Source organism: Niameybacter sp. (assembly GCF_036655075.1).
GTDB lineage: Bacteria > Bacillota > Clostridia > Lachnospirales > Cellulosilyticaceae > Holtiella.
In genome coordinates, this window is sequence record NZ_JAVVQU010000003.1 from 47,836 (window position 1) to 60,343 (window position 12,508).

A 12,508-nucleotide genomic window follows, 5' to 3' on the forward strand; every position below is an offset into this window, starting at 1 on the left:
TTTGTGCCTTTGTTTTGACTTTAATTTTTAAAAAGGATATAGTAGAATAAAAGTTATGAAGAATTGAGGTGAATCATAGATGATTTATAATGATGATGTGTTGAGTATAAGTAGCATTTTATCCGAAAATAGGCAAACGAGGCCCAATCATTTTCTCAAAGCCTCTTTGTGTCCTTTTTGCCTTGAACATGCTGATCAAATAGAAACGGTCCAAAAAGAAGCCATGACAAAAGAAGGGGATCATATCCGCATTGTAAAAAACAAGTATCCAGCATGTGATGAGAAGGGAATGGTATATGGCATACATGATGTCATTATTGAAACAGACGATCATCAAAAGAAGCCTTGGCAGTACGGCATAGGACACTGGGAAACATTACTTTGGGTCATGCAAGAAAGATGGTTGGATTTAGCAGCACATCCTAGAATTCATTTTATTCAAATTTTTAAAAATGAAGGTGAACGTGCAGGGGCGAGTATAAGCCATGCCCACTCTCAAATCATTGCATTAGAAGAAGTACCTTGTACAATAGAAACACACTATAAAAAAGTGGAAGACTATGGTCACAAACTAGAGAAATGTAGGCTATGTGAAGAGGTAGCAAGCGGCATTTGGCGTATTTTCACAGAAGAAGGCTGGGAAATCGCTGTACCAGAAGGCATGGCACTCCCTGATGAGACATGGATTATGCCACAAAAGCATATCAATCACATAGGTGAACTGACAAAACAAGATCGATTAGCCCTAGCTAAGCTTATACATACTGTTTTAAACGTCTACCACAAGTGGTTGGGTGATATAAGCTACAATCTATGTATAATGGGTGGAAGGCCTAAGTCAGATACCCATTATCACTTTTTCGTTAAGCTATTGCCACGCACAGGCAACTTTGCAGGATTTGAACTGGCTACAGGCTGTACTATTAATATGGTCAGTGCAAAGACGCAAAGAGCTATGATGCACAAGATGATATTAGACTTAGAGGGGGAGTAAAGTGAGATAAATGATCTAATATTTGGATTGGATATAGGAACGCGTACCGTTATTGGGACGTTAAGAACTTTTGAAGATAAAAAATGGCATGTGAAGCATCATCTTTGTATGCGCATGAAGGTGACCACATTCAAATGATTTTTACAAAGCAAGGTATGAAGGCACAAGCTATCTTGAAAAGCTATATTCCATTCGAAGCGATGCGAAAGACCAAGAAGCCTTTATTGAAGAGTGAGATCAGAGCTTTTGATGCTATTGTCATTCAAGATAAAAAGGATGAAAACTTACAACCAGCTATACACCTATATGTTAACCAAGCATTGATCAAGATACCTTATAAAGAAGAAGGCTACTTATTTGTTAACATATTTGATTATATAGATTTTGACCTCAGTCAGCCTAAAGGAACGATCCAACTTCTGCTCAATGGAGAAAAGGCTGCGGTAACCGACCCTGTTCAATCTGGAGATAAAATAGAAATTTACTGGAAAAAATAAGGAGTGGTGAATAATGAAAGGGATTATTACAGTAGTAGGAAAAGATCAAGTGGGTATTATTGGTAAAGTATGTACACTACTTAGTGAAAATCAAATTAATATATTAGATATTTCACAAACCATTTTGCAAGGTTATTTCAATATGATGATGATTGTAGATTTAAGCCAGAGCGTTGTGGCATTTGACCAAGTTGTAGATGCCCTTGAGGTGCTTGGCAAAGCTATAGAGGTAGACATTCGTTTACAACATGAACATATTTTTGACTCTATGCACCGTATTTAAACGAGATGAGGAAGGAGAACGACGATGATTTCAAAATGGGAAGTGTTAGAAACGAATAAAATGATACAAGAAGCAAATTTAGATATTCGTACGATTACAATGGGAATTAGTTTGTTAGACTGCATCTCAGCGGATATGGACACGTTGTGTGAAAACATCTATAACAAAATTACAACTTGTGCTAAAGATTTAGTATCAACAGGTGAACAAATTTCTAAGAAGTATGGGATTCCGATTGTCAACAAACGTATTTCAGTCACCCCAATTGCGTTGATTGGTGGTGCAACAAAAGCGAATTCTTATGTGCCTATTGCAAAGGCTTTAGACCGTGCAGCAAAGGAAGTAGGTGTCAACTTTATTGGTGGATTTTCAGCACTTGTACAAAAAGGGATGTCACCTTCAGATAGAGTCCTTATTGAGTCTATTCCAGAAGCGTTAAGCGTGACAGAACATGTATGTGCCTCTGTCAACGTAGGGTGTACTAAGTCAGGGATCAATATGGATGCAGTTAAGCGTATGGGTGAGATTATTAAGTTAACTGCAGAACACACAGCAGAGCGAGAAAGCATAGGCTGTGCTAAACTTGTAGTCTTTTGTAATGCTCCTGAAGATAATCCATTTATGGCAGGTGCTTTTCATGGCGTAGGTGAGCATGATAGGGTCATTAATGTAGGTGTAAGTGGACCAGGTGTTGTGAAAAAAGCTTTAGAGCAAGTAAGAGAAGCTGATTTCGAAACCATGTGTGAAACAATTAAACGTACAGCGTTTAAGATTACAAGGGTAGGACAAATGGTGGCAGAAGAAGCAGCAGATAAGTTGGGCGTACCTTTTGGAATTATTGACTTATCTTTAGCACCTACACCAGCTGTTGGCGATAGTATTGGAGAAATCTTTGAAGAGATGGGACTTGAGATGGCAGGTGCTCCAGGTACAACAGCAGCATTAGCTATCTTAAATGATTGTGTAAAAAAGGGGGGTGTAATGGCCTCTTCTTATGTTGGTGGATTAAGTGGGGCTTTTATTCCAGTAAGTGAGGATCATGCCATGATTAAGGCTGCAGAAGTAGGGGCACTGACTTTAGAAAAGTTAGAAGCTATGACTTGTGTATGCTCTGTAGGGCTAGATATGGTAGCTATACCAGGAGACACTAGTGCAAGTACTATTGGTGGCATTATTGCAGATGAAATGGCAATTGGGATGATCAATGCGAAGACAACTGCTGTACGTTTAATTCCTGTATGCGGAAAAAATGTTGGAGAAAGTGTAGAATTTGGTGGTCTTTTAGGAAGGGCACCAATTATGCCTGTAAATGGGTACACTTGTGAGCGCTTTATTGCAAGAGGTGGAAGAGTACCGGCGCCAATTCACAGTTTTAAAAATTAAAAGGCTTATAAACTACCTTCTATGAAGATGAAAGTTGCATTTTCTAGGCCTTATTTAATAAGCCTAGAAAAATAAAGTTTACATATGAATGGAAATAGATAGTTTTAGGAATAAATAAGTACAATAACAATAAAAACAGAAACAGGAGGGTTTTAACATGACTAGAATTTTAGGAAACCTACAACCAGAAAAAGTAATGTATTACTTTGAAGAAATTAGCCGTATTCCACGAGGATCAGGTAATGAAAAAGCTATTAGTGACTATATGGTTGCATTTGCAAAAGAACTTCATTTAGAAGTTAAACAAGACGAAGCCTATAATATTTATATTAAAAAACCAGCAACAAAAGGCTATGAAAGTGCACCGACTGTTATTTTACAAGGCCATTTAGATATGGTTTGTGAAAAAAACAAAGAGACACAACATGACTTCTTAACAGAGGGTATCAAACTTGTTGTAGATGGCGATTTTATTCGTGCGGATGGGACCACATTAGGTGCAGATAATGGGATTTCTATTGCTTATCAAATGGCTGTTTTAGCAGATAATACAATTGAACATCCTGCACTTGAAGCACTTATGACAACAGCAGAAGAAACGGGCATGGATGGTGTAGCGAACTTACATGGTGACTATTTAGAAGGAACAGTACTTTTAAACCTAGATACCGATATCGAAGGGGAATTCCTTGTAAGCTGTGCAGGAGGTGCTAAGGCCCATGTGGATTTACCCGTTACTTATGAAGTGGCAGAAGTAGGACAGGTGCTTTACCGTGTAACTGTTAAAGGATTGACAGGTGGACATTCGGGGGCAGATATTCATCAAGAACGTGCGAATGCCAATGTACTTGTAGGGCGAGTGCTTGACCGTGTGAGACAAGATGTACTTGTGCGTGTCGCGACTTTTGTAGGAGGTAGCAAAGATAACGTGATTACACGTGAAGCTGAAAGCTGCTTCTATGTGCCAGAAGCAGCTGCGGCTCAAGTTGAAACAGTGCTTAGTGAGCTAGAACAAGCTTTCAAAGTAGAATATGAAAAACAAGATCCAGAGCTTAAAATGTTTGTAGAAAAGTTAGCAGAGACTAAAACATGTCTAACAGTAGCACAAACCAATCAACTCATTGACTTATTGATAACATTACCACATGGTATTATGGCTTACAGTATGCAAATTCCAGGACTTGTAGAAAGTTCATTAAACATTGGGGTTGTGCAATTAGAAGCAGATAGCCTTCGTATCGTTCTTGCAGTAAGAAGCTCTGTACCAACTAAAAAAGAAAATATGCTTCGCAAAATTGAACGTGTAGCTGAGAACATTGGAGCTATTTACTCAGTAGCTGGGGACTATCCAGCATGGGTCTATTCACCTCATTCTAGAATTCGTGAATTAGCTTCAGAAATCTATGAGCAAAAATATGGTAAAAAGCCAGAGATTAAGGCAATTCATGCAGGTCTTGAATGTGGTTTTATTTTAGAAAAAATCCCAGGTGTAGATATAATTGCTTTTGGTCCTAATGCTTATGACATCCACTCACCAGAAGAACGTGCAAGCATCAGCTCAATGATACGTGTGTATGCTTATTTATTAGACCTTCTTAAAGCAATGAAAAACTACTAAGAAGGAGTATGCCCTATGAAATTTGAAAAAAATAATAAGTACTTTACAGTGAGTGTCTATGTGGTAGGCAGTATTCTTGTAACAATCCTTAGTGCATTTTTACTCATTAATTTCAAACTCATGGGGGGATATATAGCGCAGTTCATAGGATGGTTATATGGCTTATTAAAGCCGCTTATCTTTGGGCTTGTCATTGCCTATTTGTTAGATCCATTGACTACCTTTTTTGAAAGATGGATTAAAAAACTTTTTAAAAAGAAGAATATAGATCGGAATTACCCAACGGTGCTCACGCTAGTTAGTTTTTTAGTCATTGTAGGCCTTTTTAGCTTGCTTATTGTATTAAACGTGAAAAAGGTGATAGGGGGAGGGGCGGTTAAAAACTTACAAGACAGCTTGACTCAATATGCCGAATACTTTGCCAATATGATTCAGAGTATGGATTTAGCTACTTCCCATTTTCCATTTATGCAAGGGGACAGCAGCTTGATTATGAAAATCTATGAAGGGATCAATGGATTGGTCAGTTGGCTGAGTGACAAGAGTATTGCCATTTTAACGGGTATAGGGAGCAATTTGCTTAACTTAGGATTAGGTTTTGCGATTGCCTTTTATGCCCTAAAAGATAAGACTAAACTTTTATGCATTTATAATCGTTTTTTAAGCCTTATTCTGCCAGAACGTATTCAGAGTGAAGCAAGGGATATTGGACGAGATATTGACTATGTTTTTTCAGGCTATATTAGAGGACAGCTTATAGATGCGGTCATCATGGGAACTTTAATCAGTGTAACACTGATGATGATAGGCATAGACTTTGCTATTATTATTGGTGTAATCTCAGGGATTTTTAATCTTATTCCTTACTTTGGACCGATTGTGGGATTTATTCTTGCAGGTCTTATTGGATTGATTGGACCACACCCTGTGAAGGGCTTGTATGCAGTACTCGCTGTCATGGCATTGCAACAAGTAGATGGATGGTTTATTGTACCTAAGGTGATGGGAAAGACCGTAAAGTTACACCCTATTGCCGTGTTGCTTGCCATTGTTATAGGTGGTGAACTTTTTGGATTAATTGGGATCTTGCTGGGCGTACCTGTGGCAGCTTTTATTCGTCTGCTTATTATACGCTATATGGGAGACTTATTTAATGGGGAAGAAACGTAATAATGTAACAAGCAGGCTGTTGTATTAAATCTACAAAATTATAGGACTTAGAGAAGCCTCATAGACAAGTGAAGAGGCATATAATAAAGTATACAAAAGCATATAAAAGGGCTACCTAAGGTAGCCCTTTTATAACCCTTATAGCATATGCGAATGGATTAGATAAGATTGACTTGATGGAAAACTTTTTTCCCTTTTTGAATCATTAATGCACCATCAATGAAAAGGTCAGTTGTCACTTTGAAGTCAATTGCTTCAACAGCTTTTCCTTCAAGTTTGATACCTTTTTGTGTAAGTAAACGACGTGCTTCGGAACGTGTTGCTACAAGTCCCGTATGGTCTACAAGCAGACTGATAATGTCTAGGCCTTCATTGAAGAGGTCAGTGCTAAGGTCTGTAGTTGGAAGAGAACCACTTGCACCTTTCCCAGCAAAGGCAGCTTGAGCTGCTTCTTCAGCTTTTTTTGCTTCTTCTTCACCATGAACAATTTTTGTAATCTCAAAGGCAAGATGTGCTTTTGCAGTGTTGATTGCAGCACCTTCTACGTTGCAAAGGCCATCAATTTCATCCATAGGAAGGAATGTAAGGAGACATAAGCATTTTCTAACATCTGCATCAGCTACATTTCTCCAGTATTGATAGAATTCATAAGGAGATGTTTTTTCAGCATCTAACCATACAGCACCATTTTCCGTTTTACCCATCTTCTTACCTTCACTATTTGTAAGAAGAGAGAAAGTCATACCAAAAGCAGTATCACCATGGAGACGTCTTACAAGTTCAACACCACCTAAGATGTTAGACCATTGATCATTTCCGCCAAGTTCTAATTTGCAGTTGTATTTTCTGTAAAGTTCTAGGAAGTCATAAGATTGCATAAGCATGTAGTTAAACTCTAGGAAAGAAAGACCCTTTTCAAGACGTTGTTTGAAGCATTCGGCTGTAAGCATACGGTTTACAGAGAAATGTACGCCAACTTCGCGGAGGAATTCAATGTAGTTTAAGTTAAGGAGCCAGTCCCCATTGTCTACGATCATAGCTTGGTCCTCGTCAAAAGAGATAAAGCGAGAAAGTTGTTGTTTGAAACAGGCTACGTTATGTTTGATGATTTCTGGTGTAAGCATTTTACGCATATCTGTTTTTCCCGTAGGATCCCCTACCATACCTGTTCCGCCACCTAAAAGTGCAATAGGACGATGACCAGCTTTTTGCATGTGTGACATAGCCATAACGGTTACAAAGTGACCTACATGTAGACTATCAGCAGTAGGGTCGAAACCAATGTAGAACGTTACACTTTCTTTTTCTAAAAGCTCTCTAATTTCTTTTTCATGTGTTGTTTGTTGGATAAACCCACGTTCCATTAAAGTATCAAATACATTCATCTTTAAAAACCTCCTAAAATTTATCTAATCATGTCCTTAAAAATCAATAAAAAAAGGGTGCCTCGCCTTATATAAAGGACGAGATCACCCGTGGTACCACCTTTGTTTGCAAATAAACTTTGCCTCGAACATGATAACGGCATGTAACCGGCACAAGTGTGCAACTCAAAAGGTGTAATTCACAATAGGCTTCCTATATGCTTGCACCAACCGCATACTCTCTAAAAGGTCCGACCTACTGCTACTAGCTCTTTATCAACATTTTTAGACGATATAATTGGTTACTATTATAACATAGCAAAAAAAATTTGCAAGACTTGAATTATAATTGTATGAAGTTACCAAAATATGGTAATATATATATAAGCTAACGATTCTGTAAATAAGCCACAGTGGGAGGAACTTATGTTTAAAATAGAGAAGGGTTTTCCTTTATTGGGGTGTAAGCTAGTGGAAAAATGGGGTTACTTTGGTATTTATGCAACTAAGGCTGAACAAATGATTCTAAAAATCTATCAATATGTCTATGAGGAGACCCCACTTGTAGAGGTCGTTTTAAATAAAGTAGATGATAGTACAGGTGACATCTTTCATATTGGTGTCAGTGATATAGAGGAAGGCTTTGCTTATAGTTGGCAAGTGGTGGGTGAAAAGGGAGAAATAAGTCCACCACTGATTGATCCTTATACGAGAAGTTTATCAGCCTTTCCCAAAGGGAGTAACCATTATAAGAATATTATCTTAAAGGATAAGATTTATACAAAACATAGACCACATATTCCTTGGGAAGAGACCATTATTTATGAAATGCATGTGGGAGCATTCACAAAAAGTCCTACAAGTGGAATAGAAGAAAGGGAAAAGGGGACCTATGAAGGAATTTTGAAGAAATTACCTTATTTGAAAGCACTGGGTGTCACAAGCCTAGAACTTTTACCGGTTTTTAAATGGAATAAGCATACACTATTCAACAAGCACCCCATTACTCAAGAGACGCTGCAAGATGAATGGGGGTATAATACCATTGCTTTTTTTGCACTTCAAGAAACCTATGCTACAGACAAAGGCGTACTAGGTGAGGTAAAGGCGTTTAGAAACTTTATTGAAACGATGCATCAAAATGGAATGGAAGTCATTTTAGATGTGGTCTATAACCACACGGGAGAAGGCGGAAAAGATGGAAAGCTCTTTAACTTTAAAGCTTTGGCTCCAGAAGTGTATTATAAATGGCATAATGGTTACCATCGTAATGACGCAGGGACAGGCAACACCCTTAATAATAAGCATCTTATAACTAAGCAACTTATTCTAGATAGCTTAAGATACTGGGTAGTTTGTATGGGTGTAGATGGTTTTCGCTTTGACCTAGCTTCAATACTTATGCAAAATCAGGATGGAAATTGGTATGAGGGTTCTTTAGTAGAGGATATTGCCAATGACCCTATGCTATCTCATGTGAAACTTATTGCAGAGTGTTGGGATGCCAAAGGTGCCTATGATGTAGGACGTATGCCTTATCCTTATGCAGAGTGGAGCGACTGCTATAGAGACACTATGCGGCGATTTATAAGAGGCGACCAAGGGATGACCAATGCTGTTGCAAGGTGTTTAACTGGGAGTGAAATCCAATTCCAAGATGTTAGAAAAGGGAAAAGTCATAGTATTCAGTTCATTACGGCTCACGATGGCTTTACCATGTGGGATCTGGTTTCTTATCAACATAAGCATAATGCCTTAAACGGAGAAGATAATCGGGATGGGAACAATAACAACTATAGTCATAATTGCGGAGAAGAAGGGGAAACTCAAAAAGAAAGTGTTCTTTCTTTAAGAAGAAAAAGAATGAAGAATTACTTTGCTTTGCTTTTGCTTTCTCAAGGGGTACCCATGCTGCTAATGGGAGATGAAGTGGGGCGAACACAAAAAGGTAATAATAATGCTTACTGTCAAGATAATGAGATTTCTTGGATGGACTGGGACCTGGTTGAAAAGAATAAAGAGCTCCTAGAATTTGTAGCGCGTATGATAGGATTTAGAAAACAAAGTAACTGCTTTAAAAAGGCTTATAGTAATCAATTAAAAGTGACTTTTCATGGAGTGAATTATAATGAACCCGATTGGTCTTATTATTCCTGCAGTTTAGCTGTGCAAATTGAGGTAGAAAGCGAGAAACTGTATATTATGATGAACAATTATATTGAACCTCTAATGTTTGAATTACCTAAAGCGTCTAAAGGATGGCAGCTTATTGTAGATACTTCACAACCTGAAAGTTTTGTAGCATGCCAACTCAAGTTACAAGCGTCTAGGTATAGTATGAATCCTTTTACTGTATGTGTTTTTAAAGCATGTGAAAAATAGTAGGGTAGTCATTATAAAGTTTTATAATGACTACCCTACTATTTTATAATAAGCTAATTAAGCAACTAGATAAGACAAAAGAGAAGCTGGGATTTCTTGATTAGAGCAAGAAGCACCGACGATGAAGTTAACATCATATTTATCAGAAAGCTTTTTAAGCTTTTCAAAAAAGAGGGCCAATTCATCTATGCCAAGATGGGTGATTTGAATAAGTTCATCAATAAAAACAAGTTCAGTATCATGATTGCTAGATAAGATACCGCATAGAAAACCAAAAAAATCATGAGAATGGAGAGGGAAAGAGGCTGTTTCAATAAGACGGATGTGATGAGAAAGTGCAAAGCGATGCTGGGTTGTACTATCGATGTAAACAATATGACCATTTAAAGACCGACTTCTTTCATTTGCCAATTCTATCATTTGTTTTGTTTTACCTTCGCCTGTTTGACCTGTAATAATCTGTATCATGGTTATCACCCCTAATATGATTTATTAATATACATATTCAACATATTGCCTAAAATATCCTTTAATATTAAAAATATTTTATAAAAAATTAAGCAAAAGAGGTATAAAAATAACTCGGCCACCTTTCTGTAAAAAAACTGGAAATCTATGCTTAATAGTATGAGTTTAAAATATTTTTTTATACAAAACGTGATTATTTGGAATATATAACCAATTTTAATCTATATATAGTATAGAAGGCTTGTTTGACAAAAGAGGAGACTCGTTTTACCATAAAGAAAAAGCAATTAAAGGAGCTAGAAAGAAATGGCTTATCAACGTTATGCAGATACATTGAAAGAAAAATATGGAGAAAAGGTGTATAAGATTCCTATTAACCTACCTGTAACTTGTCCAAATAGAGATGGAAATTGTGGCACAGGTGGCTGTACATTTTGCAGTGATGTAGGCATTGGTTACGAAATGTTAGATACTAAAATCCATATTCAAGATCAACTTAAGAAAAATATTGAGTATATAGGAAAACGTTATAAAGCGAATAAGTTTATTGCCTATTTACAAAATTTTAGTAATACGTATATGCCTCTTGAAACATTCAAAGAAGTACTTGGACAAATTCGTTATGAAGGGTTAGTTGGAATTAGTATTTCTACAAGACCGGACTGTATTCATGAAGATTACCTAAGAGCCATTCAAGCATGGCAAGCAGAAACAGGCTACGATGTTTGTATTGAACTCGGTCTTCAAACTATGAACTACCATACGTTAAAGCATATTAATAGAGGGCATGGCTTAAGTGAGTATTTAGATGCAGTCTTACGCATTAAACGCTATGGATTTGAGATTTGTACCCATCTCATTTTGAATTTACCTTGGGATAATCTAGATGATGTTGTTGAAAATGCTAAGTTAATGAGTGTTTTAGAGATGGATTACATTAAGCTTCATGCGCTATATATTACAAAAAACACAAAAATGGGGCGTCAATATGAAGCGGGAGAATTTGAAATGATTTCCAAAGAAGAATATGAGGAAAGGGTGATTGCCTTTTTACGCTATTTAGCACCTGAAGTGGTGATACAACGGATTATAGGGCGTGCACCAGAAGAATATACGCTATTTGCCAATTGGAATACAAGTTGGTGGAAAATTCACGATGAAATTATAGCACAGATGGTAGACCAAGGGCTTCAACAAGGTGATTTATGTGACTATCGTAATGGTAAGGCACTTGGGAAATTTATGACTAAAGAAGAAGCATAGGGATATGCTTCTTTATTTTTTATAAAAAAGAGTAAGGGGGGGTAGAAAGTGGGGCAATTTGAGCGTTTTATGAGCCAAATTACATATGATATGGGGCGTAAGAGGAGCTATGCGAAAGGTCGTAAAATACGTGCAGGAAGTGCGCCTATAAGAATAACAGCACCTACAAACAATCGACAAGCAGCGACAAGACGTAGACCTACTGTTAATTTTGCGGTGATTGAGGGCACTGAGAGTTTGAAAAAGTTTCTTGGTATTTTACTCATTGCTGTGGGGGTTATACTTGTTTTGACTAAATGTGCAGGGGGAACAGGAGCAAAGGAAAACACGCGTACAGAGGTACAGGGGCAACCGGTTCTGACACAAGTGGCTAAAGTATACACAGAGCATCTTCAAGATTTGACTATTGGAGGAGAAGACTTAGGTAGATTGCTCAGTGCTTCTTTAAAATACAAAAAGGACTACGCCCATACACTTGCTGTATGGGCAGTAGAATCTTATAAAGGCGTGCCGATTAAAGAAATTGAAAAGTATGTGAGGGAAAAGGATACAACAAACCTTTTAGATGAGTTTGGAATGTATGATAGTGCAGCAGCGGTGTACAAGCAGTTTATTTATGATGTCCAATGTTTCCCTGTCAAAGAAAAGGGGGTGTATACTTATCAAAATGGTTGGAAAGAATCTAGAAGCTACAATGGAAATCGGCTGCACTATGGGATAGATATTATGGCAAAAGAGAATGAGCCAGGACGTATCAAGGTAAGAAGCATGAGCGATGGTGTTATAGAAAATATAGGTTGGAATGAAACAGGTGGGTATCGCGTAGGGATACGAAGCAAAAGTGGTGCATACTTCTATTATGCCCATTTGGATCGTTACATAAATGCACTTAAAAAAGGCGATTACGTACAAGCGGGTGATGTCATTGGTATGATGGGAGATACAGGGTATGGAGAAGAAGGTACAAGAGGAAAATTCCCTGTACATTTACATATAGGTATAGCGGTGAAAACCCCAGATAGCGTGGAGTTTTGGGTGAATCCCTATAGTATCCTTCAATATTTAGAACAGAAATAATGAAAGGGA

The 12,508-nt window shown here is 37.5% G+C and carries 11 protein-coding genes and 1 other annotated feature; of the genes, 9 read left to right on the forward strand and 2 right to left on the reverse strand.

From position 1 onward, the window contains the following. Positions 1-79 precede the first annotated feature (79 nt). The 6 genes from RRY75_RS01820 to RRY75_RS01845 all read left to right on the forward strand — a co-directional run bounded on the left by RRY75_RS01820 (position 80) and on the right by RRY75_RS01845 (position 5,945). The gene (locus RRY75_RS01820) at positions 80-994 is read left to right on the forward strand and encodes a galactose-1-phosphate uridylyltransferase (RefSeq protein WP_332493006.1); all 915 of its coding nucleotides are present in this window, start codon (positions 80-82) and stop codon (positions 992-994) included. Between the two features lie 83 nt (positions 995-1,077). Then, positions 1,078-1,491 carry a hypothetical protein gene (locus RRY75_RS01825; RefSeq protein WP_332493007.1) on the forward strand — a complete coding sequence of 138 codons (414 nt, stop codon included), beginning with the start codon at positions 1,078-1,080 and terminating at the stop codon, positions 1,489-1,491. Between the two features lie 13 nt (positions 1,492-1,504). Continuing rightward, positions 1,505-1,774 (forward strand): ACT domain-containing protein, encoded by a 270-nt coding sequence (locus tag RRY75_RS01830; RefSeq protein ID WP_332493008.1) that lies wholly within the window; start codon positions 1,505-1,507, stop codon positions 1,772-1,774. 24 nt (positions 1,775-1,798) lie between these two features. Further along, the gene (locus RRY75_RS01835; RefSeq protein ID WP_332493009.1) at positions 1,799-3,157 is read left to right on the forward strand and encodes a PFL family protein; all 1,359 of its coding nucleotides are present in this window, start codon (positions 1,799-1,801) and stop codon (positions 3,155-3,157) included. 157 nt (positions 3,158-3,314) lie between these two features. After that, positions 3,315-4,775, forward strand: a complete 1,461-nt coding sequence (locus RRY75_RS01840; RefSeq protein WP_332527180.1) for an aminoacyl-histidine dipeptidase — start codon at positions 3,315-3,317, stop codon at positions 4,773-4,775. Between the two features lie 15 nt (positions 4,776-4,790). Further along, a complete protein-coding gene (locus RRY75_RS01845) occupies positions 4,791-5,945 on the forward strand; it encodes an AI-2E family transporter (RefSeq protein ID WP_332527181.1) in 1,155 nt (384 codons plus the stop codon). A 158-nt stretch (positions 5,946-6,103) separates the two neighbouring features. On the opposite strand, the gene tyrS is transcribed toward RRY75_RS01845, so the two are convergent. Further along, on the reverse strand, positions 6,104-7,330 hold the full coding sequence (gene tyrS / locus RRY75_RS01850) for a tyrosine--tRNA ligase (RefSeq protein WP_332491658.1): 1,227 nt from the start codon (positions 7,328-7,330) through the stop codon (positions 6,104-6,106). A 71-nt stretch (positions 7,331-7,401) separates the two neighbouring features. Continuing rightward, positions 7,402-7,598 (reverse strand) — a binding site (T-box leader). A gap of 137 nt (positions 7,599-7,735) precedes the next feature. Between tyrS and RRY75_RS01855 the strand changes: the two genes are divergently transcribed. Beyond that, on the forward strand, positions 7,736-9,691 hold the full coding sequence (locus tag RRY75_RS01855) for a glycogen debranching protein (RefSeq protein ID WP_332491660.1): 1,956 nt from the start codon (positions 7,736-7,738) through the stop codon (positions 9,689-9,691). A gap of 57 nt (positions 9,692-9,748) precedes the next feature. Here the strand turns inward: RRY75_RS01855 and RRY75_RS01860 are convergent, their stop codons facing one another. After that, positions 9,749-10,159: a hypothetical protein gene (locus RRY75_RS01860; protein ID WP_332491662.1), complete on the reverse strand. Its 411-nt coding sequence runs from the start codon at positions 10,157-10,159 to the stop codon at positions 9,749-9,751. A 306-nt stretch (positions 10,160-10,465) separates the two neighbouring features. Between RRY75_RS01860 and RRY75_RS01865 the strand changes: the two genes are divergently transcribed. Together RRY75_RS01865 and RRY75_RS01870 are read left to right on the forward strand one after the other, a co-directional pair. Further along, entirely contained in the window at positions 10,466-11,422 is a 957-nt protein-coding gene (locus RRY75_RS01865) for a TIGR01212 family radical SAM protein (protein ID WP_332491663.1), read from the forward strand. Positions 11,423-11,470: 48 nt separating this feature from the next. Next, complete coding sequence (locus RRY75_RS01870) at positions 11,471-12,499, forward strand: M23 family metallopeptidase (protein ID WP_332527182.1); 1,029 nt, start codon at positions 11,471-11,473, stop codon at positions 12,497-12,499. Positions 12,500-12,508: the final 9 nt, after the last annotated feature.

Coding starts and splice junctions, on each gene's coding strand:
- RRY75_RS01855 (WP_332491660.1), top strand. CDS start 7,736: ATGTTTAAAATAGAGAAGGGTTTTCCTTTATTGGGGTGTAAGCTAGTG.
- RRY75_RS01845 (WP_332527181.1), top strand. CDS start 4,791: ATGAAATTTGAAAAAAATAATAAGTACTTTACAGTGAGTGTCTATGTG.
- RRY75_RS01865 (WP_332491663.1), top strand. CDS start 10,466: ATGGCTTATCAACGTTATGCAGATACATTGAAAGAAAAATATGGAGAA.
- RRY75_RS01840 (WP_332527180.1), top strand. CDS start 3,315: ATGACTAGAATTTTAGGAAACCTACAACCAGAAAAAGTAATGTATTAC.
- RRY75_RS01860 (WP_332491662.1), bottom strand. CDS start 10,159: ATGATACAGATTATTACAGGTCAAACAGGCGAAGGTAAAACAAAACAA.
- RRY75_RS01835 (WP_332493009.1), top strand. CDS start 1,799: ATGATTTCAAAATGGGAAGTGTTAGAAACGAATAAAATGATACAAGAA.
- RRY75_RS01820 (WP_332493006.1), top strand. CDS start 80: ATGATTTATAATGATGATGTGTTGAGTATAAGTAGCATTTTATCCGAA.
- tyrS (WP_332491658.1), bottom strand. CDS start 7,330: ATGAATGTATTTGATACTTTAATGGAACGTGGGTTTATCCAACAAACA.
- RRY75_RS01825 (WP_332493007.1), top strand. CDS start 1,078: ATGGCATGTGAAGCATCATCTTTGTATGCGCATGAAGGTGACCACATT.
- RRY75_RS01830 (WP_332493008.1), top strand. CDS start 1,505: ATGAAAGGGATTATTACAGTAGTAGGAAAAGATCAAGTGGGTATTATT.